Origin of the sequence: Bacteroides sp. GD17 (assembly GCF_038448625.1) — a bacterium.
In the GTDB taxonomy this organism is placed as follows: Bacteria; Bacteroidota; Bacteroidia; order Bacteroidales; family Bacteroidaceae; genus Bacteroides.
The window spans coordinates 492,870-519,000 of record NZ_JBCEZS010000002.1 but is presented as its reverse complement, the minus strand read 5'-3'; the positions used below and the strand labels follow the sequence as shown (position 1 = coordinate 519,000).

27 protein-coding genes and 1 pseudogene are annotated in these 26,131 nt (G+C 39.1%); 18 read left to right on the top strand and 10 right to left on the bottom strand.

Features of this window, described 5'->3' with window-relative positions; all coding sequences use genetic code 11:
- Nucleotides 1-26: 26 nt before the first annotated feature.
- From AAE250_RS05365 to AAE250_RS05320, 10 genes are all read right to left on the bottom strand, one after another.
- The gene (locus AAE250_RS05365) at nt 27-1,460 is read right to left on the bottom strand and encodes an ammonium transporter (protein ID WP_294598824.1); all 1,434 of its coding nucleotides are present in this window, start codon (nt 1,458-1,460) and stop codon (nt 27-29) included.
- A gap of 89 nt (nt 1,461-1,549) precedes the next feature.
- Nucleotides 1,550-1,906, bottom strand: a complete 357-nt coding sequence (locus tag AAE250_RS05360; protein ID WP_294598827.1) for a P-II family nitrogen regulator — start codon at nt 1,904-1,906, stop codon at nt 1,550-1,552.
- A gap of 30 nt (nt 1,907-1,936) precedes the next feature.
- A complete protein-coding gene (locus AAE250_RS05355) occupies nt 1,937-2,659 on the bottom strand; it encodes a hypothetical protein (RefSeq protein WP_294598829.1) in 723 nt (240 codons plus the stop codon).
- A gap of 92 nt (nt 2,660-2,751) precedes the next feature.
- The gene (locus tag AAE250_RS05350; protein WP_294598832.1) at nt 2,752-3,984 is read right to left on the bottom strand and encodes an LL-diaminopimelate aminotransferase; all 1,233 of its coding nucleotides are present in this window, start codon (nt 3,982-3,984) and stop codon (nt 2,752-2,754) included.
- 15 nt (nt 3,985-3,999) lie between these two features.
- Nucleotides 4,000-4,845, bottom strand: a complete 846-nt coding sequence (gene dapF, locus AAE250_RS05345; protein ID WP_294598835.1) for a diaminopimelate epimerase — start codon at nt 4,843-4,845, stop codon at nt 4,000-4,002.
- A 339-nt stretch (nt 4,846-5,184) separates the two neighbouring features.
- A complete protein-coding gene (locus AAE250_RS05340) occupies nt 5,185-5,955 on the bottom strand; it encodes a glycerophosphodiester phosphodiesterase family protein (protein ID WP_294598838.1) in 771 nt (256 codons plus the stop codon).
- Nucleotides 5,956-6,079: 124 nt separating this feature from the next.
- Nucleotides 6,080-6,265 carry a hypothetical protein gene (locus AAE250_RS05335; RefSeq protein ID WP_294598841.1) on the bottom strand — a complete coding sequence of 62 codons (186 nt, stop codon included), beginning with the start codon at nt 6,263-6,265 and terminating at the stop codon, nt 6,080-6,082.
- 13 nt (nt 6,266-6,278) lie between these two features.
- Nucleotides 6,279-6,725: a Lin1244/Lin1753 domain-containing protein gene (locus tag AAE250_RS05330; protein ID WP_294598844.1), complete on the bottom strand. Its 447-nt coding sequence runs from the start codon at nt 6,723-6,725 to the stop codon at nt 6,279-6,281.
- Between the two features lie 80 nt (nt 6,726-6,805).
- On the bottom strand, nt 6,806-7,171 hold the full coding sequence (locus AAE250_RS05325) for an SH3 beta-barrel fold-containing protein (protein ID WP_294598846.1): 366 nt from the start codon (nt 7,169-7,171) through the stop codon (nt 6,806-6,808).
- A 181-nt stretch (nt 7,172-7,352) separates the two neighbouring features.
- The gene (locus AAE250_RS05320) at nt 7,353-7,649 is read right to left on the bottom strand and encodes a hypothetical protein (RefSeq protein WP_294598849.1); all 297 of its coding nucleotides are present in this window, start codon (nt 7,647-7,649) and stop codon (nt 7,353-7,355) included.
- Nucleotides 7,650-8,324: 675 nt separating this feature from the next.
- Between AAE250_RS05320 and AAE250_RS05315 the strand changes: the two genes are divergently transcribed.
- The 18 genes and pseudogenes from AAE250_RS05315 to AAE250_RS05230 all read left to right on the top strand — a co-directional run bounded on the left by AAE250_RS05315 (nt 8,325) and on the right by AAE250_RS05230 (nt 26,122).
- A complete protein-coding gene (locus AAE250_RS05315) occupies nt 8,325-8,861 on the top strand; it encodes a UpxY family transcription antiterminator (RefSeq protein WP_294598852.1) in 537 nt (178 codons plus the stop codon).
- Between the two features lie 28 nt (nt 8,862-8,889).
- Nucleotides 8,890-9,378, top strand: coding sequence for a UpxZ family transcription anti-terminator antagonist (locus tag AAE250_RS05310; RefSeq protein ID WP_294598855.1), 489 nt, complete (start codon nt 8,890-8,892; stop codon nt 9,376-9,378).
- 31 nt (nt 9,379-9,409) lie between these two features.
- Complete coding sequence (locus AAE250_RS05305; RefSeq protein ID WP_294598858.1) at nt 9,410-10,756, top strand: nucleotide sugar dehydrogenase; 1,347 nt, start codon at nt 9,410-9,412, stop codon at nt 10,754-10,756.
- A gap of 60 nt (nt 10,757-10,816) precedes the next feature.
- The gene (locus tag AAE250_RS05300) at nt 10,817-11,962 is read left to right on the top strand and encodes a glycosyltransferase family 4 protein (protein WP_294598861.1); all 1,146 of its coding nucleotides are present in this window, start codon (nt 10,817-10,819) and stop codon (nt 11,960-11,962) included.
- A 9-nt stretch (nt 11,963-11,971) separates the two neighbouring features.
- On the top strand, nt 11,972-12,991 hold the full coding sequence (locus tag AAE250_RS05295; RefSeq protein WP_294598864.1) for a GHMP family kinase ATP-binding protein: 1,020 nt from the start codon (nt 11,972-11,974) through the stop codon (nt 12,989-12,991).
- Nucleotides 12,992-13,001: 10 nt separating this feature from the next.
- Complete coding sequence (locus AAE250_RS05290; RefSeq protein ID WP_294598867.1) at nt 13,002-13,958, top strand: NAD-dependent epimerase/dehydratase family protein; 957 nt, start codon at nt 13,002-13,004, stop codon at nt 13,956-13,958.
- A 1-nt stretch (nt 13,959) separates the two neighbouring features.
- The gene (locus tag AAE250_RS05285; protein WP_294598870.1) at nt 13,960-14,607 is read left to right on the top strand and encodes a D-sedoheptulose-7-phosphate isomerase; all 648 of its coding nucleotides are present in this window, start codon (nt 13,960-13,962) and stop codon (nt 14,605-14,607) included.
- A gap of 4 nt (nt 14,608-14,611) precedes the next feature.
- Entirely contained in the window at nt 14,612-15,889 is a 1,278-nt protein-coding gene (gene gmhB / locus AAE250_RS05280; protein WP_294598872.1) for a D-glycero-beta-D-manno-heptose 1,7-bisphosphate 7-phosphatase, read from the top strand.
- A 3-nt stretch (nt 15,890-15,892) separates the two neighbouring features.
- Nucleotides 15,893-17,350 carry a lipopolysaccharide biosynthesis protein gene (locus tag AAE250_RS05275; protein WP_294598875.1) on the top strand — a complete coding sequence of 486 codons (1,458 nt, stop codon included), beginning with the start codon at nt 15,893-15,895 and terminating at the stop codon, nt 17,348-17,350.
- A gap of 6 nt (nt 17,351-17,356) precedes the next feature.
- Nucleotides 17,357-18,364, top strand: a complete 1,008-nt coding sequence (locus tag AAE250_RS05270; RefSeq protein ID WP_294598876.1) for a hypothetical protein — start codon at nt 17,357-17,359, stop codon at nt 18,362-18,364.
- A 9-nt stretch (nt 18,365-18,373) separates the two neighbouring features.
- The gene (locus tag AAE250_RS05265) at nt 18,374-19,450 is read left to right on the top strand and encodes an EpsG family protein (protein WP_294598879.1); all 1,077 of its coding nucleotides are present in this window, start codon (nt 18,374-18,376) and stop codon (nt 19,448-19,450) included.
- Between the two features lie 18 nt (nt 19,451-19,468).
- Complete coding sequence (locus tag AAE250_RS05260; protein WP_294598882.1) at nt 19,469-20,197, top strand: glycosyltransferase family 32 protein; 729 nt, start codon at nt 19,469-19,471, stop codon at nt 20,195-20,197.
- Between the two features lie 86 nt (nt 20,198-20,283).
- Nucleotides 20,284-21,348 carry a glycosyltransferase gene (locus AAE250_RS05255; protein ID WP_294598884.1) on the top strand — a complete coding sequence of 355 codons (1,065 nt, stop codon included), beginning with the start codon at nt 20,284-20,286 and terminating at the stop codon, nt 21,346-21,348.
- A gap of 633 nt (nt 21,349-21,981) precedes the next feature.
- Nucleotides 21,982-22,486, top strand: a pseudogene (locus AAE250_RS05250) (IS66 family transposase); the annotation flags it as partial.
- A gap of 156 nt (nt 22,487-22,642) precedes the next feature.
- Nucleotides 22,643-23,839 carry a glycosyltransferase family 4 protein gene (locus AAE250_RS05245; RefSeq protein ID WP_294598890.1) on the top strand — a complete coding sequence of 399 codons (1,197 nt, stop codon included), beginning with the start codon at nt 22,643-22,645 and terminating at the stop codon, nt 23,837-23,839.
- Between the two features lie 208 nt (nt 23,840-24,047).
- A complete protein-coding gene (locus AAE250_RS05240) occupies nt 24,048-24,467 on the top strand; it encodes a hypothetical protein (RefSeq protein WP_294598893.1) in 420 nt (139 codons plus the stop codon).
- A 444-nt stretch (nt 24,468-24,911) separates the two neighbouring features.
- Nucleotides 24,912-25,520, top strand: a complete 609-nt coding sequence (locus AAE250_RS05235) for a sugar transferase (protein WP_294598896.1) — start codon at nt 24,912-24,914, stop codon at nt 25,518-25,520.
- Nucleotides 25,521-25,531: 11 nt separating this feature from the next.
- Complete coding sequence (locus AAE250_RS05230; protein WP_294598899.1) at nt 25,532-26,122, top strand: acetyltransferase; 591 nt, start codon at nt 25,532-25,534, stop codon at nt 26,120-26,122.
- Nucleotides 26,123-26,131: the final 9 nt, after the last annotated feature.

Sequence of the window (26,131 nt, the reverse complement as noted above, 5' to 3'; positions counted from 1 at the left end):
GGCCAAGCCCGACCGGGAGGTTATGTTTAGTTATAGGCCGACTCTCCGTGTTCGTAGATGTCGAGACCTTCTTCTTCGATGCGCTTGGAAACGCGGAGTCCGTGTACCATATCAAGACCCTTGAAGATGAGGAATCCCATGCCGGCTGCCCATGCGCCTACTACGAGTGCGCCGAACAACTGTGCGAGTAAGAAACCTGCACCTGCACCGTAGAACAGGCCTTCGCTGGTAGAGAACAGTCCGGTGAGTACCGTTCCGAGGAAACCGCAGACACCGTGTACGGAAGATGCACCCACGGGATCGTCAATCTTCAATACTCTGTCGATGAACTCTACCGAGAATATCATTACTACGCCGCAGATGGCTCCGATGATGACTGCACCCGCAGCCGAAACCGCGTCGCAACCGGCCGTGATACCTACCAGACCTGCCAGGATACCGTTCAGCGTCAGTGACAGAGACGGTTTGCCGTACTTCCACCAGCTGATGCAAAGTGCAAAGAAACCTCCGGCACATGCGGCCAGGTTGGTGGTGAGGAACACATGAGAGATAGCGATCTGGTCGGCCGTAGAAGAGGCTGCCAGCTGCGAACCCGGGTTGAATCCGAACCATCCGAACCAGAGGATGAATACACCGAGCGCCGCCATCATAAGGTTGTGTCCCGGAATGGCCTTCGACTTGCCGTCCTTGCCGTACTTACCGATACGCGGGCCCAGAATGGCTGCACCTACCAGGGCTATCCAGCCACCTACGGAGTGAACCACCGTAGAACCTGCAAAGTCGTGGAAAGTCGCCCCGAACGTATCCATCATGAACGAACCCTGCTCGCCGTTCATCAGCCAACCACCGCCCCAGGTCCAGTGACCCGAAATCGGATAAATCAGTACGCTGATAAAGACCGTGTAGGCCAGATACATGGAGAACTTGGTGCGCTCTGCCATGGCGCCGGATACGATGGTGGCCGCTGTGGCGCAGAACACGGTCTGGAATATCAGGAAGCCTTCCGAGGGAAGTCCGCCTCCGTCGTAGAACGAAAGATTCATGAAGTGGGGCATGCCGATGAATCCGCCGATGCCGAACATCAGTCCGAAACCGATGAACCAGTAGAGCAGCGAACCGAACATGAAGTCCACGAAGTTCTTCATCAGGATGTTGGCTGTATTCTTGGTACGGGTGAAGCCCGCTTCGACCAGTGCGAAACCCGGCTGCATGAAGAACACCAGCATAGCTGCAAGCAGCATCCAGACGGTGTTCAGTCCGTTGGCCAATTCGCCGATTGTATCGGAAGCTGCCGCGTCAACGGGAACTTCCACGGCGGTGATTACTTCGGTGGCTGTTGCCGCAATGCTGTCCGTTGCTGCGGCATCTTGTGCAAATGTATCGGTGGTAAAGCAGAATGCCATGAATATAGCAATGGCTATACACAGTCGGGCAGAACTGCGTTTTATATATTTGTCCATAATCTCTTTACTTTATTTAGTTGTATTGTACTTCTTCTTGTCATCAGGGCACGCTGCCCCGATGGGTATATGTGGCTTATGCTGCCTGCTTATCTCTCTTGCTCGGCATTATAGAGGGCAATGTCGCCCCGTTCGGCAGTGCGGATGCGGATGGCATCTTCGATGGGAATGACGAAGATACGTCCGTCACCGATTTCGCCGGTCTGTGCAGATTTGATGATGGCTTGTACGGTCTTCTCTGCATTCTTGTCGCGCACTACGATCGAGATAAGGATTCGCTCGATGGAGCTGGTGTCATAGTGCACACCACGGTAGATGCGGGCCTGACGGGATTTCCCGATACCTCTGACGTCGTAGTAAGAGAACCATTCGATGTCCGCTTCGAGCAGTGCGTCCTTCACATCCTCGAACTTTGTTTTGCGGATAATAGCTTCAATCTTTTTCATACTTTAAACAATTTACGATTCTACACTCTTTTAGAAACTCAGTCCGACTACAAAGTATGCACCCTCCGATCTTGGATTCCAGGTTGCTTTTGCAAACAACGGGAGGGAGAAGGAGTCGGTAATCTTGATCTCTTTCGATGTGCCCAGACTGATGTCGCATACGGCAAAGCCGTTGGCACCGTAGAAATCAGTAGCCCAAGGGGTGGCACCTACTTCGGCTGTCCAGTCCAGCCCTCCCAGCTTGAAGGGGGCTGCTACGGAGACGTAGGATGAATAGGCCCGGTCGCCGTCTTTGTTGAGACCGTCGACACCGGCAAAGTTTGTGTACCAGTTTACAGCCAGCGGACCGAAATCGTAGCCAATCTGTGCTTCGAACAAGTGGGAATTGGCTGCATCGTGGGTACCGTACTGGAAGTATTTGGCCGTCTCTCCGTCGCCGGTCTTGTTGAACCAATAGTCCGTCACCGATATGCTGAAGCCTCCGGTGGAGTACCCCAATGTGAGATCGAATTCTTTTGTGTCGGTACTTTCGAGTCCTACTGATCCCCAAGCTCCCAAAGAGAAACCCTTATAGCCTACAGACATGCCGGGCTGAAGGCTTACGCCTCCCAAATCCTGACCACGCCAGATGTAACCGCTTACGAGGTCGGCGCTTACCGATGCTTCTACTTTGTCCTGAGCCTTTGCCGTGAAAGGCATTGCAATTGATAATAGCATTGCCATTATCCCCAATTTAACGCTTTTTGTTTTCATACCTTTTTACCTTTAAGTTAAGAATTTTGCGGATGATCAGTCCGGCTCACCTATAGTGTAGCGCTATTGTATAGTAGTTTGTAGTTGGTCGTTTAAGATAGCCAGTTGCGGATGCGTCTCATAGCTTCCACGCAATCTTCGTATTTGCCGAAGGCGGTCAATCGGATGTAGCCTTCGCCGCTGGGGCCGAAACCTACGCCCGGAGTGCCCACCACGTTGGCTTCGTACAACATCTGCTCAAAAAACTTCCACGAGCCTACGCCGTTGGGTGTTTTCAGCCAGATGTATGGAGCGTTCACTCCACCGTACACTTTCAGTCCGGCAGTTTCAAGGCCTTCCTTCATGGTACGGGCGTTGTTCATATAGTAATCAATTGTTTCCTTTATCTGTCGCTTGCCTTCCGGGGTGTAGATGGCTTCCGCACCTCGTTGGGTGATGTAGCTGGTGCCGTTGAACTTGGTGCATTGGCGGCGGTTCCACAGCTTGTTAAGTGGAATGCGTTCGCCTCCCAGGGTGGCGGCTGTCAGCTCTTTGGGTACTACGGTATATCCGCAGCGCATTCCGGTGAATCCGGCAGTCTTGGAGAAGCTGCGGAATTCGATGGCGCATTTCTTGGCACCTTTTATTTCATAGATGGAGTGGGGCACGTCGTCTTCCCGGATGAATGCTTCGTATGCGGCATCGAACAGGATCAGTGTGTCGTTGGCAAGTGCGTAGTCCACCCACTTTTTCAGTTGCGGTTTGGTCAAGGTGGTTCCCGTGGGGTTGTTGGGGTAACAGAGGTAAACGATGTCGATACGCTTGTCGGGGATTTCGGGGATGAAGTTGTTTTCGGCGGTGCAGGGCATATAAGTCACGTTGCTCCATTTGCCGTCTTCTTCCAGTACTCCGGCACGTCCGCACATCACGTTGCTGTCGATGTAGACCGGATAGATGGGATCGGTTACTCCCACGCTGTTGTCGTGGCGCAGAATGTCGCCGATGTTTCCCGTATCGCTCTTTGCCCCGTCGTTTACAAAAACCTCTGTGGGACTGAAGTGAATGCCGCGCGATGCGTAATCGTGCTTGATGATGGCTTCAATCAAAAAGTCGTACCCTTGTTCGGGACCGTAACCGCGGAATGTTTTCGAGTCTGTCATCTCCTCCACTGCCTTGTGCATCGCCTCGATGCAAGCTGGTGGCAGTGGACGGGTAACGTCTCCGATACCCAGACGGATGATCTCTTGTTTGGGATGCGTTATCCTGAAAGTATTAACCTTTTTAGCTATGTCTGAAAATAAGTAACTACCGGGTAGTTTCAAGAAATGTTCGTTTACTAATGCCATATACTTGTTTTTGTTTTAAGTTAGTTCTATTTCTCCGTCGAATACCTTTGTGGCTCCTCCCGTCATGAGGACATGTTTTGTAGCTATGTCCCATTCTATGTTCAGCGAGCCTCCATCCATGATGATGATTGATTCTCTTCCTGCACGTCCTGTCAGGGCGGCGGCCACGGCGGTGGCACAAGCTCCGGTGCCGCAGGCCTGGGTGATGCCCGAACCCCGTTCCCAAACGCGCATCCTTATTTTGCCTTCGCCCAGTACCTGGGCAAACTCTACGTTGATGCGTCCGGGGAAGAGCGGATGATTTTCCAGCTTCGGACCGATGGTGTCAAGGTCTACCTCTGCAATATCATTAACAAAAATCACCAGGTGAGGGTTCCCCATTGACACGGTGGTCGCTACATACCGTTCTCCTTCTACTTCGATGGGTTGTTCTTTCATTGGTTTGGCACCCTTGCCGTCATAGTCTACCGGTTCATCGGCCGGTATGCCCATGTCTACGGTCACGGTATCTACTTTTCCGTCTGCAATGTGTAGCTTCAGTATTTTAATACCCGACCGTGTGTCAAGGGTTATTTCAGTTTTCTCTGTCAATCTGTAATCAAAAAGATACTTTCCTATGCAGCGGGTCGCATTGCCGCACATCATGGCTTCGGAACCGTCGGCATTGAAGATGCGCATGCTGAAATCTGCGTTTTGGGGCCGACCGATAAGTACCAGGCCATCGCTGCCAATTCCCGTATGCGGCGCACTCCATATCCTTGAAAGTTCCTCCGGATTTTCAATGGGGTATTTGGTGGTGTCTACATATATGTAGTCATTTCCTGCGCCATGCATTTTGGTGAATTTAATAACTCTTGTCATTTTGTACTTTGTTGGTTAATTAAAATATCCTTTTGTTTTATTTCACTGCAAATATACGACGTTTTGTTCAATGTTTGATGAAAAGCGTATCTATTTTCTATTTATTTTTAATTAAACTTTCAGTCGATACAAATATACGCTATTCCTGTTTCAATTTAAAAGCATATAGTGCTATATTTGAATAAATTGTAATCAAGATGCAATCTTAATTTGATTTCAAATAAGAAAAAAGATTGTTTATTCGAGTAATTGCTACCTTTTTGAAACAATAAATCCGCTTCATTGTTGACATAATGAAGCGGATTTTCTTATTTTAGTTTCTAAATGTACGTAGGTTGGCTATTTCTTCTTTATGATTTCCTCTAATAGCAGGGGTTCGTTGGTCGTAATGAAATCTACGCCCTGGTCGATGAGCCATTCCATGTCTTTAGGGTCGTTCACGGTCCAGGCATTTACTTTCATGCCGAGGTCGTGGCATTCTTTGATCCATTCGGGGTGCTTCTTGAAGACGCTGAAGTGGTAGTCCGGTCCGGCGCAGCCCCATTCTTTCAACTCTTTGGGAGAGAGGTCACCTTCCAGGTAGTAAACGGGAGTACCCTGGGGAGCCAGGCGGATAAATTCCTTGGTGGCATGGCGGGAGAAGGTGATGTATTCGGTGCGGTCCTCAAGTCCCATGTCTTTCACCATCTTTACGATGTCCTCTACGGCACGGGTCTCCTGTTCGGGAGTTTTATGTGCTTTCAGTTCCAGGATGAGGCGGGTTTTCAGGCTTTTTGCTTTGTCCAGATACTGTTGCAGGGTGGGGAGGGCTTCGCCGTTGTCCAGTTGTACGGCGGTGCATACCTTGGCGGTGGCATCTTGCATGGTGACGCCTTTGAAGGTGGCATCGTGGTTAACGACCAGTTGGTGGTCGATGGTGAGCCATACGTCGAACTCGGAGGCATAGCAGTCGATGGAGTCGGCTTTTACGAGTGCAGCGATGGAGTTTTGCGCAGAACCGGCGGTGTTCCAAAAACCGCGGTGTGCAATGACTTGGGTAGATTGCGCCTGCATGGTGCCACATGCGGTAAGCGCCAGGGCAGAGGCTAAAAAGAGATTTTTTAGATTCATAATGATTATGGTGTTTGTTTTGTGTACAAAGGTAGAAAATAAAAATGAAACTCATTGATGGCTGTATAGATTATTGGTGGAAAATAGAGAATGAGTATAAAGTTCTCATTCTCTATTTTTAAATCTAATCCTGGAGTAATTTCAGTATATACTTTCCGGGCATAACGATGCGGGCTTTCAGGTGGGGTGAACTGTTCAACTCATATAGGATTTTCCAGATTTTCCCTCCCAGTCTTCCGAAATCTGTCAGTCTCAGAATGGCATTCAGATCGTGGATGTCGGTAACTTTTTGCCTTGCCAGTTCCTCCATCAAGCCTTGGTAATTATGCGTCTGTTTGTTGAGCGTGTACTCCGGTGGAGTCAGAAGAATCTCCTCCTTCTTTTTCCTCGTCTCCCCTTGGGGGAGATAGAGAGGGGTTTTCTTTATTCTCTTTATTTTGTTTATTTGCTAAAGCACTGCTTGCCTTCGCGTCTCTGATTCTCTGCTGGTTAACCAGTCCACCGCGACGCCCTGCCTCCTTTTTAGCTTCCTGTTGGGCGTCCCATGGTTCCATGCGGCGGCTTAGTCCGGGGGATGAGAAGCTTGTCTCGTTCACCTCGAACAGCGCATAGTCATAGATGATCCGCTTCAGTGTGGCGGTTGTTACCCTTGCCTTTTGTGCCAGTATGGGAATCACTTTCAGGCTGGCTTTATATTCGTTCTGTAATCTGAGGAATTCGAGCACTGTCCAGTAAATGCCATATCCTTTCATACCTTCTTCTTGTATCATAATCATTAATTTTAAATTGCTGCCAGCATTGGCGTCATGTAATAAATAAGCCTCCATAACTTTTAACTTCAGTATTTTTGTTAGTTTACTATCGGTTTCCATTCCAGAAAATTCTCAATCAGAAAAGTCCGCCAGCCTTGTTGTTCTGCGTCCCAATAGGCTACGTGTGCTTTGATGCTTGTCACGTCATGCTTCTTTTTGAAGTCGTTTTCGTAGGAAAAGAGGGTTCCTCTTCCCATATAGAAGCTGCCGTCTTGCTTTCGGTAGGCTATCAAAGCATATCCGTATTGCATGTATTCCAGCAAGGAGTTTATGCGCTGTGCCATCCATTGTACAGACTCCATGCTCAATGTTGTGTTTTCTGTGATCCGTTCTTCCCATAGCTTCTTTGTTTTTTCTTTTTTGGATACAAATTTTTCCTCTGACCCATTTTTTTCTTTTCTCATTTTTTTATGTTTTTAGTGTTAGTAAATATGTGATAATCAGCAATGAAAAAGGGCTACTCCTTTCAGTGTGGATGGCTACACCCTTGCCTTGTTGAGGCTACACCATCCGATGAGAAAGGTGTAGCCCTTCTGTCCGGTTGCTGACGGCGGCAAAATTACTGCCTTTTCATGTACTGAACTATCAGTGATTTATCTTTACATCATATCCGTAGGGGTCAATTTGTGCGGTGTCCTCTTGTTTTATTATGGCCCATACCTTCTCCAGCTCGGTGATTATCGTACTGTAAGTCAAAGGCTTTTGTTCTCCTCTGGTTCTTTTTGTGAAGTTTTCGGATGCTACGAGTAGTTTGGCTATATCCGTTATTTTTCTGATTTTTGTGCCTTCAAAATACCCTGATTTAAAAGCTCTTAAATAACCTACATAAATATGGGTTTGGTCTCCGTAGTAAACTCGTTCTGCCAATAGCTTTTCATCCACTATGGAACAGTGTTCCTTTACTTTTATTTTTCTTGATTTCTGTGTATCAGATTGATACGACGTGCTTCTCAGTTCGTTACCGTTGAGATTTTCCTTTTTTTGAGTTCTTTCATTTGCATAATACTTCTTTCATTTAACTGTTTTTTGTTCTGGTTAAAAAATGCGAAAGTATAAAAAGTGGGGGAGAAATAAGGAGATTTGGAGGAAAAGATGAATGATTAAATCGTAAATAGTTGTAATACAACGTGTTGGAACGCCCATTAAACGTACGTTTAATGGGCGCAAATATAGAGATGTTTTTTGTAATGACAAAATGTTTGATAAAAAATATTCCTAATAATAAATGGTTGTATGTTTAGTGTATTGATTATCAGTAAGATAAATATTGTATCTAATCAGTTAAATAGTTCTTGTTTTTAGCTTTTTCAGAATGTTTTATAGGGCTTTGAAATAGGCGTTCAAAAAACGTACGTCTAAAAAACGTTTTTTGTTCATAACACGTTCGTTTATAGTCTCTTACCAGAAGGTAATGAACAACTACAGAAAATCTGTTGACAAGAGGGGCATAAAGCTTGTCGTATTTTACATAGAGTGCTCGCAAGTGATTGAATTACAGTTATGTACTGAGAATTCAAAGCCCCGGAGGAACACCCTTTTCTGAACAAAATAACGAAAATGGAAGCGGATAAAGAGACCGAAGTCTGGTATGCCATGCGTGCCACCTACCGTAGAGAGCTTGATGCCATGCATCTTTTTGAAAAGGAAAGATTAGGCTGTTTCGTCCCTATGCAATATAAGGTAAGTATCCGTAAAGGGAAGAAAGTTCGCGCTTTGGTTCCTGTCATTCACAATCTGCTTTTTGTCCATGCTCGTCCTTCAGAATTGAAGCGTGTCAAGTCTCAGGTCACTTACTTGCAATATATCACCGATACCCGTAGTGGACAGAAGATTATTGTCCCCGACAAAGATATGCAGCGTTTCATCGCTGTATCCGGCACCTATAATGACCATCTCTTGTATTTCCAACCTGATGAACTGAATTTGTCGAAAGGCACCAAAGTTCGTGTCACCGGTGGCGAATTCGAAGGTCAGGAAGGTATTTTCCTGAAAGTGAAAGGTGCCCGCGACCGTCGTGTAGTCATCCAAATACAAGGTGTCATCGCTGTTGCCATGGCAACCATCCACCCGGATCTTATCGAAGTAATCAAATAACATCTGAAATCATAAATCTGAAATAATTATGTCTCTTTTAGAAGAAGCAATTACTCTTCAGCGTGCCGCGCACGACCTGATGTATCTTGGTGTGGACGGGAGCCCCATCTATAGCGATGATTTGTCCCGCCGCAACGGTGAAGTTTATCGTCTGACTACGGCTCTGTATAATTCCGGTGTCAAAGGTTCTACCATTGGGGAACAGGCGAATATCTATCTTGCTCTTTTGATGGGCTATAGCGCATCATTCATCGACCACGGGGAGAAGCAGAAGCACGTCCAGGAAGTCTTGGACCGTTGCTGGGACATCCTCGACATCCTTCCTGCTTCGTTGTTGAAGCTCCGTCTGCTTACCGCTTGCTACGGTGAAGTGTTCGACGAGCCTTTGGCCGATGAAGCCCGCACTATCATCTCTTCATGGGATTCCACATCGCTTACTCCCGAACAGCAGGAAGCTATTGACGAGTTCCGGAATGTGGTGGAGAATCCTTATCCGTGGGAAGAACTGGAGGAGTAAAAGCAGAGATAAAGCTGAAGAAAGATAGAATATGAGAAACTTTGAAGATTTGCAAATAGCAGTTGCTGGTACCGGTTATGTCGGTTTGAGCATTGCTACTTTGTTGTCACAGCATCACAAGGTGACAGCCGTTGATGTGATACCTGAAAAGGTGGAAAAGATTAACAATCGTATATCTCCAATTCAGGATGAATATATAGAGAAGTATTTTGCGGAGAAGGAACTGGACCTCACTGCAACTCTTGATGGGGCATCTGCCTATAAGGATGCTGACTTTGTGGTTATTGCAGCTCCTACAAACTACGATCCGGCTAAGAACTTTTTCGATACGCATCATATAGAAGACGTCATTGACCTTGTACTATCAGTGAATCCTGAAGCAACAATGGTTATCAAGTCAACTATTCCAGTTGGCTACTGTCGTTCCCTCTATGTGAAGTATGCTCAGAAGTTTGCTCAGATGGTACCATTGCCAGATGGAAAACGTCGTGAATTCCGCCTTTTGTTTTCTCCTGAGTTCCTTCGCGAATCGAAAGCCCTTGAAGACAATCTCTATCCTTCACGTATTATCGTGGGTTATCCAAAAATGATGTCCGTTGAATGGGAGGAGGAGAACGAAGCAATCCGAAAAATTCAAGGCAATCATATGCAAGAGTCTGCTGAGATATTCGCTAAGCTTCTTCAGGAAGGTGCCATTAAAGAAAACATTGATACTCTCTTTATGGGACTGAAAGAAGCCGAAGCAGTCAAACTCTTTGCCAATACTTATCTTGCCCTTCGTGTAAGTTACTTCAATGAGCTTGATACCTATGCCGAAGTAAAAGGTTTGGATTCAGCTGCCATCATTCAGGGAATTGGTCTCGATCCTCGTATTGGCACTCACTACAATAACCCATCATTTGGTTATGGCGGTTATTGTCTGCCAAAAGACACAAAACAGCTTCTTGCCAATTATGCAGATGTGCCTCAGAACATGATGACTGCTATTGTGGAATCGAATCGTACCCGTAAGGACTATATTGCCGATGCAGTGCTTCGCAAGGCTGGTTGGTATGATTATTATAGTAATAATCAATATGATGGTTCAAAAAATCCTGTAACTATCGGTGTGTATCGCTTGACAATGAAGAGTAACTCCGACAATTTTCGTCAAAGTGCTATTCAAGGCATTATGAAACGTATTAAAGCCAAGGGTGCAAATGTGATTATCTATGAGCCAACACTTGAGGACATTGAACTGTTTTTCGGAAGCAAGATTGTAAACAACCTGGATGAATTTAAGGAGCAGAGTAATGCTATCATTGCTAATCGCTATGATAATGTTCTTGATGACGTAGAAGATAAGGTTTACACTCGTGATCTCTTTAGAAGAGACTAATATAGAATGCATATTCATTTTTGAGTATAGCTTTATTATATCAATTCTAAATAAAAATATATGCACATACTTCTTGTAAGTTTTGATTTTTGCTTGGAAGCAGGTGGCATTGAAAATACAAGTTACTTGCTTGCGAAACATTTATCTAAGTATGCTGATGTATCTTGTTATGCTGGTAATCAATCGCGTGAAATTAGTGTTGATAATGTTACGTTTTATAAAAGCAAATATTCTATAGATAAAATAAAATTTTTCAGTTACGGTGTCTTATGCGAATTGTTGCAAATTGATAAAGTAAAACATATTGATTATGTATTGGGGATAGCTTGTTATATGTGTCCAAATGTTCTTCTTCTTAATTTAATTAAGAAGATTCCTTTTGGCTTTCTGTGTCATGGTAATGAATTGATGGATCCCCCTAGACTTAACATAGTTAAGAATGTTTTTAATATGATTTATAGTAAGATTCCTCGAAAATTGGTTTTACAAATGGCTGATCAAGTATTTGCCAATTCAAAATACACATCAAACCTAGTAGAAAATATTCACCATCGACTGGTTCATATTGTCCACTCTCCTATTGATTTTAATCATGATGTTGACGAGAATATGCTTAATGCTGATAAGAAAAAAATACCTTTACTTCTGTCAATAGGAAGAATAGTTGAAAGGAAAGGCTTTCAGAATGTGATAAAAGCATTGTATCTTCTTAAAGATAAATTGCCATCATTACAATATATTATTGGAGGGGAAGGACCATTTGAACCACAGTTAAGAAAACTGGTAAGTGATTACAATTTGAATAATCGTGTTCAGTTTCTAGGAAGAGTAAGTGAATCTGCAAAAAGAGAATTATATAATAGATGTGGGTTGTTTGTGATGCCAAGTATGACAATTCAAGACCAAACGAGTGTAGAAGGATTTGGAATTGTATCTGTTGAAGCTAATTCTTTTGGAAAGTTTGTCATAGCATCGGAAACTGGAGGAGTATCTGATGCAGTAATTGATGGAAAAACAGGACTTCTATCACCCGAAGGTGATATTCATAATTTGGCTGTTTCTATAGAGCGCTATTATAGTAGTAGTTTCTCTTACTCTTCTGAATTTTGTATTGATTGGGCTAAAAAACATTCAATAACAGAAATTTCCAAGCTATACTTTTCCCTAATTAGCTTATATATAGATAATAGGAATTCTTTAAATTAATACTCCAATATGATTGTAACAAAGACTCCCTTTAGAATGTCTTTTTTTGGTGGTGGTACTGATATGCCTGCTTTTTTTAATGAATATGGTGGGTCAGTAATTAGCACAACATTTGATAAATTCTGTTACGTTAATGTTAGGCATTTGCCTCCATTTATGCCTTATATAAGTGAATTGATTCACAGTAAAATAGAAAGAGTAAACAATATTGAAGATATTGAGCACCCTTTGATTCGTGAAGCAATGCGTTTATGTGATATTCATGAAATTCGACTTACATATGAAGGGGATCTTCCTGCCCGAACAGGGCTAGGAACAAGCAGTACGTTTGCTGTAGGTATGTTAAATGCTTTTTATGCATTAAAAGGCAAATATGTAGGTAAGTATCAATTAGCAAAGGAGGCCATTTTGTTAGAAAGAGACATTCTCAAAGAACACGGAGGTTGGCAAGATCAAATTGCAGCGGCATATGGAGGGTTAAACAGAATTGACTTTAAAGATAATCAATTTGCAGTACATCCGATAATTATTTCACCTGATAGAAAAAAAAGCTTGGATGATAATTTGATTTTATTTTATACTGGTGTTCAAAGATTCTCATCAGAAATTCAAAAAAATACTTTTGCTCATCCTAAGAATAAAACAAAACTGCTAATAGAAATGCTTCAATTAGTTGATGCTGCAGAAAATATTCTGACGGATGGTAATTCTGATTTAAATGATTTTGGTAAACTTCTTGATGAAACATGGAAATTAAAAAGAGGAACTGGTAAAAAAGTATCCTCTACATCTATTGATTATTTATATAATGCTGCAACAAAAGCTGGTGCCTTAGGTGGCAAGCTGTTAGGAGCAGGTGGTGGCGGATTCCTTCTTTTTTATGTTGAAAAAGATAAGAGAAAGGCCGTGATGAATGCTTTAGAGGACTTGATGATAGTTCCGTTCAATTTTGAGAATGAAGGTGCTTCAATTGTTCATTATCAGCCTATTTCATACATACCAAGAAAGAATATAATTTTACGTAGATAAATTAGTTGTTATGGCTTATATTATAACAGGAGGAGCAGGGTTTGTTGGATCCAATATGGTGAAAAAGTTAAATGAGAAAGGAATCAATGATATTATTATCTTAGATTCTTATGGTGACGAAAAGATGAAAAATCTTTTCGGACTTCATTTTTCAAATTTCATTGATTATACAGATGGTATAGAGAGTATTTCTAGGTTTCTTGAAACAGTAGAAAATCCGGAGGCCTTTTTTCATATAGGGGCTAATGCCGATGTACTTGTTTGTGATTCGAAGACGATGATGAACGAGAATTATGAGTTTTCGAAGATGTATTGTGAATTTGCAAATAAGCATAATATTCCATTTATATATGCTTCATCATCTGCAGTATATGGAAATGGAGGTAACCAAAGGGTTGGAGATGGTAATGAGGAGCCTCATAATACATATGCTCTGTCAAAGTGGCTTTTTGATCAATATATAATTGCAAATAAAGAGAAATTTTCTAATAAGGTAATAGGTTTCCGTTTTTTTAATGTATTCGGATGGGGTGAATTTCATAAAGGGAAAAATGCAAATATCGTATATCGGTTCTATCGTTTTATTAAAGAGAAGAATGTCATTGATCTTTTCAATAAGGAGATAATTCGAGATCATATTTGGGTAGAAGATGTAGCCGAAGTAATGTATCAGGCTATAATACGTGAAGATATAACTACAGGTATTTACAATTTAGGTGGTAACCATCCTATTTCCCATAGACAAGTAGCTGAGACTGTTGTCAAAACTATGATGGGTGAAGGCGTAATTCCACAGAAATCAGTAAATGATTATATTCAGCTCATTGAGATTCCTGAAGAATTGCGAGAAAAAATTCAATTTTATACCTATTCAGACAGTCAATTCGCTTTCATATCAGAAATATCGAAAGGAAATATTGAGAAAATGGCAACATATGTTCGAGAACTGATAAAAAAAGGTAAATAATATGGAGCAAAAAATAATTAAGCATTTAGATTTACTAATTGAAAGGTACCCTAATCTTTCTGTATGTAAAGAAGATATTGAAAAAGCATATAAACTGCTTGAGGCAGTTTATGCCTCAGAGGGAAAGTTACTTGTTTGCGGTAATGGTGGTTCTGCTTCTGATTCTGAACATATTGTAGGTGAATTGATGAAGGAGTTTAAGTTAAAACGTAAGGTTTATAGCGACCAAGCCGCTGCAATGCGTGCTATTGATTCTGAAAAGGGAGAGGTACTCGCAGAAAATCTTCAGGGAGCTCTTCCTGCAATCACCCTTACAGCTCATTCCTCTTTAGCTACAGCATTCATGAATGATAGCGAACCTATACTTGTGTTTGCACAACAAGTAAATGGCTATGGTAAAGCTGGTGATTGTTTTCTGGGTATTTCAACATCTGGAAATAGCCAGAATGTGCTTTATGCTGCAATTACTGCTAAAGCTAGGGGCTTGAAGGTTGTTGGCCTTACTGGTGCAAAGGAAAATGACCTGATGAAATATGCAGATGTTTGTATCCGAGTTCCAGAAACAGAAACATACAAAATTCAAGAACTTCATCTTCCTGTATATCATTGCTTATGCTTGATGTTGGAAGATTATTTCTTTGGAAAGTAATTATATGAAGACAATTTTAATGGCTGGTGGTCGTGGAACTCGGATTGCTGAGCTTTTTCCAAATATTCCAAAACCATTGATACCAGTTAATGGTATGCCTATCCTTGAGCGTGAGATACGATCTCTTGCTGCTCAGGGATTTAAAGATATTATTTTAACTATCGGTTATCTTGCAGATAAGATTTCTTCTTATTTTGGAGATGGTAGCAAGTTTGGAGTTAGTATAGAATACTTTGTAGAAGAAACACCACTTGGTAATGCAGGTGCTTTATTTCAATTAAGAGAAAAGATTGGCGATGAACCATTCTTGCTTCTCAATGCTGATGCAGCTTTTGATGTAGATTTCAATCGAATGGTTGCATTCCATAAGCAGCATAAAGGTTTAGCTACGCTTTTTACTCACCCAAATTCACATCCGTACGATAGCGGTTTGATTATTGCTGATGAGGATGGTAAAGTAGAGAAATGGCTTAGTAAGGAAGATGAACGTCCGCAGTGGTATAACAATAGAGTAAATGCTGGCTTGCATATTATTGACCCTAAGATGCTAGATGAAGTCTTTAAGAATTTGAAAACTGACGAAACAACAGGTTTCCCAAAAGGAAAGGTGGATTTGGATCGTCAAATTCTCAAACCTTTTTGCGGTACTGGTCGGATATTCTGCTATGATAGTCCTGAATATGTGAAGGATATGGGAACACCTGAGCGTTTCCATCAAGTTGAAGTAGATTTCAAAAAAGGTGTAGTTCAGGCAAAGAATCTTAGAAATAAGCAGAAAGCTATCTTTCTTGATCGAGATGGAACTCTCAATAACTATGTTGGCTTTTTGCGTGATATTGATGACTTCGAACTAATAGAAGGAGTACCTGAAGCAATCAAGCTTATTAATCAAAGTGGTTATCTTGCAATTATTGTTACGAACCAGCCGGTTATTGCTCGAGGTGAAGTATCATGGGATGAACTTAATGAGATTCATCGCAAGATGGAAACGCTTCTTGGTAAAGAAGGTGCATATATTGATGGTATCTATATCTGTCCTCATCATCCAGATAAAGGATTTGACGGTGAGCGACCTGAATATAAGATTGAATGTGATTGTAGAAAACCGAAACCTGGTATGTTTTTGCAAGCAGCTAAGGATTTTAATATAGACCTTTCAGAATGTTATATGATAGGAGATAGTAAGAGTGACTATGAAGCTGGACTTAATTCGAAATGTAAGAAATCATATATTCTAAAAGAGGGCGATTCTATACACAACCTCATAGAATCATTATTATAATTTATGACATCTCTTAAAAAAGAAATGATAAATGGTGTAATGTGGACATCTATAGCTAAATATTCAGGTTTAGTTATCAGTCTAATCATTACTATGATTTTGGCCAGAATCCTAACTCCTCAGGAGTTTGGGGTAGTTGCTATTGCTACTGTTATTATAACATTTCTATCAATGCTATGTCAGATGGGAATTGGACCTGCTATAATTCAATTTAAAGATCTCACTACAGATGATTTGGATGATATATTTTCTTTCTCTTTTTATGTAGGATTACTTTTGGCTCTATTTTTTTTCTTTGGTTCCTGGTCAATAGCATCTTTTTATAATGTAGAACAATTGGTAGAAGTATGCCAGATATTGTCAATTAATGTATTTTTTAGTGCAATTAATATGGTACCAAATGCACTTATGTTCAAAGATAAAAGGTTCAAAGAAAATGCTATTAGGACATTGATACTACAAGTTTTAACTGGCGTTATATCTGTTACTGCTGCATTTATAGGATTTGGATTGTATGCACTTCTGATTACTCCAGTATTTACGGCAATAGGAATGTTTTTATATAATAGACATTTTTATCCAGTACAATTCAAGTTCTTTTTTTCGTTAAAGCCAATTTTGCGTATATTTTCCTATTCCTCTTATGAATTTCTGTTCGAATTTTTTAATTACTTCTCGAGGAATTTAGATAAGTTGATTATTGGTCGATATTTATCCGCAGTTGAATTAGGGTATTACGAGAAATCTTATAGTTTAATGCAATTACCTATGAGTAATGTGCCTGCTGTAATAAATCCTGTATTGCAACCAGTATTAAAAGATCTTCATAATCAAAAGGAACTATTAGCCGATAAATATTTGAAAATAACTAGATTGATAGCTATAATAAGTTTTCCAATTGGTTTTATCTTTTGGGGAATGGCTGATGAAATTATTTATGTATTTTTTGGAAATCAGTGGACTCCAGCCGCAGGAACATTAGCTATATTATCTTTATCCTTACCACTGCAGATGATACAATCAACATCAGGTGCTATCTTTTTAATTTGTAGTGAGACAAAAAAACAATTTTATGTTGGTATAAGAAACACGATAATCACAGTTGTTTCCTTTATAATAGCCGCCTTTTTCTTTAAGTCGATAGAAGCAATAGCATGGGCATGGACAATTTCTTTACTTATTAATTTTGTTATTACATATTCTATAATTTATCGGTATGTATTAAATGTAAAAATTGTCTCATTCTTCAAGATTCTTCAAAAACCTTTACTAATTGGGTTGATATTGGGATGTTTTTTTTATCTATTTAATTTGTATACTTCTATAGATAATAAATATCTCTTATTGATAATAAAAGGAATATCGTCATTATTGTTAGCGATAGTATTTATTCATCTATTCAAGTTGTTAAATGTATATTATCTATTACATAAAGTTTTATCTAAGTTTATATATAAGTAAATAAATATGAAAACAAAGGTAGTCTATGCTTTATCTTCAGATAAAACAGATCTTTATTTAGAGCAGCTTGTTATTTCTTTATATACATTACGACTCTATAATGTTTCTTCTTTTGTAGTGCTTGTAGTAGATAGTATAACAGATAAATTGTTACAAGAAGACAGAAAAATTGCAAGAACATTAGTTGATGATTATATTATAGTTAATACACCTGATGGATTGGATAAAAAAAGTCGATCACGGTATATTAAAACAACAATCAGAAGTAATGTTAGAGGACGATATCTGTTTATAGATACTGATACTTTAGTCACATCCGACTTGTCTTTTGTTGATGATATACGTGGTGATATATTAGCTGTACTTGATAGGCATATAGGTCTTTTTGATAATCAGATGTTTTTTTCAATTCTGAATCAAGCAAGTAAAATAGGATGGGATATTACACCGAAAGATGTGAATTTCTTCAATAGTGGAGTGATGTTGGTAGAAGATAATGATGCTTCACGTATTTTATATTCAAAGTGGCATGAAAATTGGAAGATGAACTATGAACGTGGTTTAAACATTGATCAGCCCGCTCTTGCTATTGCAAATCGAGATTTAGGTTACATTATTGATAGATTACCAGATACAATGAATTGTCAGGTGCTTGGCAATGGATTGCAATATTTGCATGATGCTAAGATTATTCACTATTTTAATTCAAATACGAGAACAAAGCTAAAAAACTATCCATACAAACTTACCAAAACAGAGATATTTTTGAAGGTTAGAGAAAATGGATATATTATTGATAATAATATAGCGTCGGTGATAAGTAGCCCTAAATCCTTATTCTGTGATAAATATGAAATATTATCGGATGAAGCTTTAACGTCATACTATTTACCAGCAGTGCAATTACAACTGTATTTGTATTCTTTTCACCCCTTTCTTTTTAAGATTTGCAATATTATGGCAAAATATATTTTTAAATTAGCAGAATTGCCTAAATTAGTTCATAAGCTGTAATTTTTCCCTATGATACTTTATTTTGTTATTATAATATTTTTTTTATTATTAGCTATAACTGCAGACAGTAAACAGAATAGAGCGATACCATTCTTGTCTTTTCTTGTTCTATTTATAGTTTCAGCTTTTAGAAAAGAGACTGTAGGAGGTGATCTTAAAAGATATCTTCCAACTTTTGATCGAGTACAGCATACTAACTGGGGGGATTTGTTAACATGGAATGACTCTCAATTTTCTTTTTTTTCAGAATATGGTTTTCGCTATCTACAAAAAGTGATGAGTTGTATAGATGGCTCCAATCAGTTTTACATAATTTTCACTTCTTTTTTTGTGATAGGGACTGCAATGTATGCGATTAATAAGTTTTCTGTTGACAAAGCATTAAGCGTTTTAGTTTATGTTTCAATAGCTTATTTGAATTCATTTAATATTATTAGAGCAAGCCTATGTATATCTATATGCTTATTATCATTTCAATATATTAAGGAACGACAGTTGTTACGTTTTTTAATAATGATGGCAATTGCAATTTCAATGCAGAGAACGTCTATTTTTTTTATTCCTGCTTATTTCCTTTATAATCTAAAATTTAATAATAGGTTGATAATCATTGGAATTGTTTGTTCTCTAACTGCTTCAATGGTTCTTACAGGATCAGGATTTGCGAAAATTGTAAATACTTATTTTACAATTTTCGAAATTTCAGATGAATCGTATTTGATTAGTGATGCAAGTACTGGATTAACATCACTAGCTTTATTCTTGTTGTTTGCTACTTTTTTTTCTTTATATATTTACAAAAAGAATAAAGATGAAGATAAAGATATGGAATTTTTTATCTATGTGCTTGTTATTGCTACTATAATACAATTCTTTTCATCTGTATTTATGCTGCTAAATAGAATTAGTCTTTTCTATTATTCCTATTTAGTATTCTTTATTCCATATATGCTTAAGAAGTATAAGAAGAGAAATGGCATGATATTTTTTAAAATAGTTTTTATTATAGCATTTGTCGCAATATATTCTATGGGTGTCTTTAAAGATACTAATGGAAATGTTCCTTATCTTTTTTTCTGGGAATAGTAACAATTTATTTTATATATGATTCCTAAAAAACTTCATTTATGTTGGCTTTCAGGTGATAAATATCCTGATAAAATTGCGTATTGTATAAGTACGTGGAAGAAATATCTTCCTGATTATGAAATAGTACTTTGGGATTTAAATAAAGTTGATTTTAATAAATTGCTTTGGGTTAAGCATGCATATGAGCATAAAAAATATTCATATGCTTGTGATTATTTACGTGCTTATGCTTTATACACAGAGGGTGGGATATATATGGACTCTGACGTTGAAGTTCTTAAGTCGTTTAACGATTTATTAAATCTGCCATATTTTTTGTGTCGAGAGAAATCTGGTAAGTTAGAGCCCGCCATAATGGGTGCTGAGCCAGGTATGGTATTAATGAAGAAAGTGGTTAATTACTATGACAATAAGTCCTTTGTCAAAGAAGATGGAACTTTAGATCTAAAAACATTACCTGATATTATTACAGAGATAGCAGAAGCTAATTATGAGGTAAGAGATATTGATAACCCGTCCAAAATAACATTGGATGAGAAGTCACTATTTATTTTGCCAGCTGAATATTTCTCACCAAAACGTAATGATACATTTGAAGTAGAACAAACTTCTAATACATATACAATTCATCATTTTACTGCCACTTGGTTTCTACCTAAACAGAAATTTTTTAGATTTATTAGTCAATACTTCGGATTTAAGTTTGCTGTGACTCTATCAAATCTAGTAAAGAAGTTATGGTAAATTCTTCAGGTTTTATAAGAAGATTATAATATTACGTCATAATATTGGGAAGTTTTAAATGGTTTGCTGACTAAGTAAGGTATATTATGAGAATTCTTCATGTAATAACATCTTTAGCAACGGGAGGAGCTGAACACCTTATGGTAGATCTTCTTCCAAGATTGTCTCATTTGGGAAATGAAGTGGAAATAGCAGTATTCAATAGCAAACGAACAATTTTTTATAACGAACTGGAGGAAACTGGCATTAAGGTTCATGGATTTTCAGAAACAGATGGCCCTTATAATTATAAACATATTTTGAGGTTGAGAAAGTTGATGACAAATTTTGACATAGTTCATACTCATAATACAGCTTGTCAAATGTTTGCACCTATGGCAAAAGCTAATAATAATATTCTTGTTACAACAGAACATTCAACATCGACAAGAAGAAGGCATTATCCTTTTTTAAAATTTATTGATAAGTGGATGTATGGACAATATGATAAAATCATATGTATTGCTGAGTCTGCAGAAACTAGTTTGAGAAATTATATTGGTAACAATTATCCAATTACAACGATATTAAATGGCATAGAGGTAAATAGATTTGCATTTGCTGATAAAGTAGATTTAGGTTTTTCAAACTTAAAAATCATCACTATGGTTGCTGGATTCCGTTATGAGAAAGATCAACCTACTGTTATTAAATCATTAAAGTACTTGCCAGATGATTATCATGTAGTCTTAGTCGGTGATGGAGAAAAACGAGCAGAACTAGAATATTTGATAGACAATCTTAAACTTAACAATAGAGTCCATTTGCTAGGGGTGCGTAATGATGTTCCTAATATTTTAAGATCCTCTGATGTGATAGTCATGTCTAGTCATAGAGAGGGGCTTTCGCTTTCGAATGTAGAGGGAATGTCATCAGGTAATCCATTTATTGCTAGTGATGTAGAAGGGCTTCGTGAAGTGACTCGAGGATATGGGTTATTATTTCCTCATGGAGATGAAAAAGTACTTGCCGAATTAATATTAAAACTTACTACAGACATACTGTTTCGTGATAATATAGTGAAGAGATGCACAGAAAGAGCAAAACAATATGATATATCAAAGATGGCTGAAAATTATAATAACGTTTATAAAGAACTATGTAATAGATGAATATACTTCTAGCAGATGGCGCTGGTTATATTGGAAACATACTATCATTGAATTAGATAAAACAGGCTACCTTATACAAGTCGTTATTGGCATACGTAAAGAGTTTGGTGTATTTGGTAATGATTACGATACGGTTGATGGAACAGGTGTTCGGTAACCCTACTATTTTTCCGCCTTGATGCTCATTGTCTCCTGGTATACCTTTGCCATAACCTTTGACAACAATGATTATGGCAAGAGAAAAAGTAAATTACTAGGAGGTATATGACCTCTATTAGTTATGTAGCGAGACCAAGGACTTTCGTGGTTCTGTGCGGATTATGGTGTGAGTTACGATAAGTTTATGAACTGGCAACGTCATCAGCTGTGGAGTGAGAGTTGGGCAAGACAGTCCATGTAACGAGGAAAAGGCGGGACTTCGCAAACAGGTGAACGAACTGGTTGCAAGGCTTAAGGTCATTGAAGAATCCAACAAGGAGAGCTCGAAGGCACTGATGGCCACCATCAATGAACTGTCCGCGACAGTCAAATACCTGCGAAAAGAGTCCGAACTTATGAGAAAGCAGCTGGAAGCGAAGGAGGAGGTGAACAGACTACTGACAAGGGAGATCTTCAATCTCAGACTTCAGCTTGAGGATAGTGATGGGAATAATAGACTCCATCGAAGTCATATTCAAGAATGAAGCCCTGTTCCGTACGATGAGCCTCGGCAGCGGGCAGATTAAGGAAAAAAGGTTGAAGCTCACGGGAGCTATTCTCGAACCTATCCATCTCAAGACCGTCCTGATGATGCAGGACGCGAAGATTATGGCAAACGGCCTGATGAGAAAGGTTGTGAACTATACGATGAACCAATGGAAATCCCTGAGCAATATCCTCAAGGACGGTTCGGCGGAAATATCGAACAATCTTTGCGAACAGAGAATGAGACCTGTAACACTGCTGCTTAAGAATTGTATGAATATAGGCAGTGAAGCTGTCACTGAAGACACGGCATTCATCTTCTCGCTGATAGAGAGCTGTAAGCTTAATGGCATAGCCCTCAGGATTACCTGAAACATTTTTTGAATGCATTCTTAATGGTGAAGACTGCGACAAGAAGAAGCTTCTGCCATGTTTTTGCAAATCCAAATGCTAAAACAAAATTATTTTCTTGCGGACATTTTTATTTTATCGGCTGAAAACTGTCGTGGCTGAAAACAGAATGATTACATTAACAAAATCAGTCTAAGGTATGTTTATGTGCCCTTTAAAAGGGGGCTAATTTAAGTGGTTACAAAGACAATTGGACTTTATGAATCAAATATTTAAGGTGGAAACTATAGCCTCTGATAGAGCAAAAAAACTTATTCGACTCACTACCATTACTGGCAGTTTAAATATGCTTCTTAAAGGGCAGTTAAATTTTCTTTCTAGTTATTTTGAGGTTATTGGCGTTGCGTCTGATTTTGGTACTGGAAATTTGGAAGTAGTGTCTAATCGGGAAGGCGTACGTACTATAGATATCCAAATGCATCGAGAAATATCTTTATGGAACGATGTGAATTCTTTATGGAGATTGATAAAACTCTTCCGAAAAGAAAAGCCCTATATTGTTCATGCTAATACTCCTAAAGGCAGTTTATTAGCGATGATGGCAGCTTGGATGACTTGTGTACCACATCGCATCTATACGGTAACGGGCTTGCGATTTGAAACAACTACAGGATGGTTTCGATGGTTGCTAATTACAATGGAGAGAATAACTTGTTTGTGTGCAACAAAAGTAATTCCTGAGGGAGAAGGAGTGAAAAATGCTTTGATAAGAAACGGAGTTACGAAGAAACCTTTGAAAGTAGTTTTGAATGGCAATATAAACGGAGTGGATATTGAACATTATTCGCGCTCTGTAAAAATATTGGAAGAAGTGAAAAGTATACGTGAAGAAAAAGACACTTTCAATTTCATATTTGTCGGTAGATTGGTAAAGGACAAGGGCATTAATGAATTGGTAAAGGCTTTCTTGAAATTATTAAGTGATTATTCTGATATAAGGTTATATCTGGTTGGAGATTTAGAGAATGAGTTAGATCCGCTGGATAAGGATGTTAAAAGTAATATACAAAAGGAAAAAGCGATTGTGGCTTGGGGATTCCAGTTGGATGTTCGCCCTTTCTTTGCTGCTTCAGATGTCTTGGTTTTCCCTAGTTATCGTGAAGGCTTCCCAAACGTTGTTCTTCAAGCAGGTGCAATGGAGTTGCCCTCAATAGTTACTGATATAAATGGTTGTAACGAAATAATTCAAGATGGCATTAACGGCAAAATCATTCCTCCACGTAATGAGGATGCTTTATACAATGCGATGAAATGGTTTTATGAACATCGTAATGATGAAGTAAAAGAAATGGCAAAACGTGCCCGTCCTATGATTGTGGAACGTTACGAACAGCATAAGGTTTGGGAAGCGTTATTGGAAGAATATCGTTCTTTGGAAACGGACGAAATATCCTAGGAAGATATTGATTCTGAAGTAGAAACGGTAAGACAGGAAATGTATGAAAAACAACTGCAAAAAAAATATTGATAACCAATAATATAGCAAAAGGTTAAATAATCAATGTTTTGCCAGTATTTATATTGGCTATTTGTTGCTTATATGTATATTTGCGTAATCAATTATTTAACAAAATCCAATTGGCATTGGAAAAGGGAGATATATAATGTGTTGTGTTGAAGTCATTAAAGATAATATTGTTGCTGTTCAAACTGAATCGGCAATAAATAAAAAAGCTATGGATAAGGCTATTGATACTTATTTGGATATTCAGAAAAATATACGTAGCTTGAATAAATCTATAGCTGAACTTTATGATTTGATTCATGATAATTTCTCTCAATTAACCAAAGAGGATTATTCTCAGATAGCTGATATGTATAAAAAGCTAATCAGGAGTTTGTTTGGATTATATACAGCATATCGAACATCAGGTTTTTATTCCGGTATTAAAACCGATTTGAGAGATTTAAAAAATAGCATTGATGATTTGCAGGAAATAGGGAATGATATGAAGATATTTATCGTTTCACTCCCTCAAAATAAGGATTATAGGAATTTGGTTGGTTTAATCAATAACTTGTAATCGTTGTGCCTGTATTTTATTCCATTCAGGCGTTTCGAAATGCCCTCACAAAACTTTGTTCTAAGCCTAAAGAAGGCTATGGTAGTGTTGTTAAAGATATATGCGGTTCATTTGCGGATAGTCTATAGCCGAGATTCGCATAAATCGGGATATGGTGCTGAATGAAGATAATTTCTCCATTATCAAGCTTAGAGTACCTAACAGTGGACGAAATTTGAGTAAAAAAGATGGGTTTAGACTTCTTTATCTTGTTCATAGACAAAAAGAAGAAGTCGTTTTCTTATATATTTATCCCAAACGGGACCACAAGGCTTGATTACCCTCAAAGACAATGATATAATCTCCTTATTGAAAGATTATGTTGATGAAAAACAAGATTTAGTATCTCATGATATAGTAGATAATTTGGGGTAATCTTTCGTACACAATCTTATTTTTTTAATCATGTATTCTCATTTTTTTAAGAGGGTGATTGATTTCATCCTCGTGCTTTTCGTATTGGCTTTGATTTGGCCGATACTGCTTCTTGTTGCCCTTTGGTTGCATTTTGCCAATAAGGGTGCCGGAGGTTTTTTCACTCAGGAACGCCCCGGAAAGCATGGCAAAATCTTTCGGGTTATCAAGTTTAAGACTATGACCGATGAACGGGATTCAGAGAGAAATTTATTACCTGATGCTGCACGCTTGACCAAAGTAGGGCGTTTTGTACGTTCCGCCTCGATAGATGAACTTCCCCAGCTGATAAATGTATTGAAAGGGGATATGGCTCTGATAGGTCCCCGTCCTTTGCTTCCCCAATACTTGCCGTTATACAGCAAAGAGCAGGCGCGTCGCCATGAAGTGCGTCCGGGCATTACGGGTTGGGCACAGGTGAACGGACGCAATGCCATCAGCTGGACCCGTAAGTTTGAACTGGATGTGTGGTACGTGGACCATTGCTCTTTTCTGCTTGATTTGAAAATCGTTTTTATGACAATAAAGAAGGTCTTTGTACGCGAAGGTATTAGCTCGGAAACTTCGGTTACGATGGAGGTCTTTACGGGGAATAATTAATTTTATAGGAAATGTATTTATATGGTGCCAGTGGTCATGCCAAAGTGATCATTGATATATTGCGTGCGAATAATGAACCGATTGAAGCGTTGTTTGACGATAATGAAAAAATCCATTCTCTTTTTGACTATCCCGTATTACGTTCGTCGGAAGTCTGTGGCCCGTTGATAATCAGTATCGGGAATAATGATATTCGCAGAAAGATAGCGGAGAAACTACAAGTGAAGTATGGTAGGGCTTTTCATCCTTCGGCAATTATTTCGGAAAAGGCAGTGATAAAGGAAGGAACTGTTGTGATGCAGGGAGCTATCGTTCAGTCGGATTGTCGTATTGGAAGTCATTGTATCATTAATACGGGTGCTTCGATTGACCATGAATGTCTAATTGGGAATTATGTGCATATTTCTCCTCATTGCACACTTTGTGGCAATGTGCAAGTGGGTGAGGGCTCTTGGATTGGTGCCGGTAGCATTGTTATTCCTGGGGTGAAGATTGGGAAATGGAGTGTGGTTGGTGCTGGCTCAGTTGTCACAAAGGATATTCCGGACGGGGTTTTAGCGGTAGGAAACCGATGCAAAGTAATTAAGAATATAGTTTTGTAAATCGTATAT

What these genes read in the sequence shown, in the direction of transcription:
- AAE250_RS05365 (WP_294598824.1), bottom strand. Translation starts at nt 1,460, where the DNA reads ATGGACAAATATATAAAACGCAGTTCTGCCCGACTGTGTATAGCCATT.
- AAE250_RS05360 (WP_294598827.1), bottom strand. Translation starts at nt 1,906, where the DNA reads ATGAAAAAGATTGAAGCTATTATCCGCAAAACAAAGTTCGAGGATGTG.
- AAE250_RS05355 (WP_294598829.1), bottom strand. Translation starts at nt 2,659, where the DNA reads ATGAAAACAAAAAGCGTTAAATTGGGGATAATGGCAATGCTATTATCA.
- AAE250_RS05350 (WP_294598832.1), bottom strand. Translation starts at nt 3,984, where the DNA reads ATGGCATTAGTAAACGAACATTTCTTGAAACTACCCGGTAGTTACTTA.
- dapF (WP_294598835.1), bottom strand. Translation starts at nt 4,845, where the DNA reads ATGACAAGAGTTATTAAATTCACCAAAATGCATGGCGCAGGAAATGAC.
- AAE250_RS05340 (WP_294598838.1), bottom strand. Translation starts at nt 5,955, where the DNA reads ATGAATCTAAAAAATCTCTTTTTAGCCTCTGCCCTGGCGCTTACCGCA.
- AAE250_RS05335 (WP_294598841.1), bottom strand. Translation starts at nt 6,265, where the DNA reads ATGGAGGAACTGGCAAGGCAAAAAGTTACCGACATCCACGATCTGAAT.
- AAE250_RS05330 (WP_294598844.1), bottom strand. Translation starts at nt 6,725, where the DNA reads ATGATACAAGAAGAAGGTATGAAAGGATATGGCATTTACTGGACAGTG.
- AAE250_RS05325 (WP_294598846.1), bottom strand. Translation starts at nt 7,171, where the DNA reads ATGAGAAAAGAAAAAAATGGGTCAGAGGAAAAATTTGTATCCAAAAAA.
- AAE250_RS05315 (WP_294598852.1), top strand. Translation starts at nt 8,325, where the DNA reads ATGGAAGCGGATAAAGAGACCGAAGTCTGGTATGCCATGCGTGCCACC.
- AAE250_RS05310 (WP_294598855.1), top strand. Translation starts at nt 8,890, where the DNA reads ATGTCTCTTTTAGAAGAAGCAATTACTCTTCAGCGTGCCGCGCACGAC.
- AAE250_RS05305 (WP_294598858.1), top strand. Translation starts at nt 9,410, where the DNA reads ATGAGAAACTTTGAAGATTTGCAAATAGCAGTTGCTGGTACCGGTTAT.
- AAE250_RS05300 (WP_294598861.1), top strand. Translation starts at nt 10,817, where the DNA reads ATGCACATACTTCTTGTAAGTTTTGATTTTTGCTTGGAAGCAGGTGGC.
- AAE250_RS05295 (WP_294598864.1), top strand. Translation starts at nt 11,972, where the DNA reads ATGATTGTAACAAAGACTCCCTTTAGAATGTCTTTTTTTGGTGGTGGT.
- AAE250_RS05290 (WP_294598867.1), top strand. Translation starts at nt 13,002, where the DNA reads ATGGCTTATATTATAACAGGAGGAGCAGGGTTTGTTGGATCCAATATG.
- AAE250_RS05285 (WP_294598870.1), top strand. Translation starts at nt 13,960, where the DNA reads ATGGAGCAAAAAATAATTAAGCATTTAGATTTACTAATTGAAAGGTAC.
- gmhB (WP_294598872.1), top strand. Translation starts at nt 14,612, where the DNA reads ATGAAGACAATTTTAATGGCTGGTGGTCGTGGAACTCGGATTGCTGAG.
- AAE250_RS05275 (WP_294598875.1), top strand. Translation starts at nt 15,893, where the DNA reads ATGACATCTCTTAAAAAAGAAATGATAAATGGTGTAATGTGGACATCT.
- AAE250_RS05270 (WP_294598876.1), top strand. Translation starts at nt 17,357, where the DNA reads ATGAAAACAAAGGTAGTCTATGCTTTATCTTCAGATAAAACAGATCTT.
- AAE250_RS05265 (WP_294598879.1), top strand. Translation starts at nt 18,374, where the DNA reads ATGATACTTTATTTTGTTATTATAATATTTTTTTTATTATTAGCTATA.
- AAE250_RS05260 (WP_294598882.1), top strand. Translation starts at nt 19,469, where the DNA reads ATGATTCCTAAAAAACTTCATTTATGTTGGCTTTCAGGTGATAAATAT.
- AAE250_RS05255 (WP_294598884.1), top strand. Translation starts at nt 20,284, where the DNA reads ATGAGAATTCTTCATGTAATAACATCTTTAGCAACGGGAGGAGCTGAA.
- AAE250_RS05245 (WP_294598890.1), top strand. Translation starts at nt 22,643, where the DNA reads ATGAATCAAATATTTAAGGTGGAAACTATAGCCTCTGATAGAGCAAAA.
- AAE250_RS05240 (WP_294598893.1), top strand. Translation starts at nt 24,048, where the DNA reads ATGTGTTGTGTTGAAGTCATTAAAGATAATATTGTTGCTGTTCAAACT.
- AAE250_RS05235 (WP_294598896.1), top strand. Translation starts at nt 24,912, where the DNA reads ATGTATTCTCATTTTTTTAAGAGGGTGATTGATTTCATCCTCGTGCTT.
- AAE250_RS05230 (WP_294598899.1), top strand. Translation starts at nt 25,532, where the DNA reads ATGTATTTATATGGTGCCAGTGGTCATGCCAAAGTGATCATTGATATA.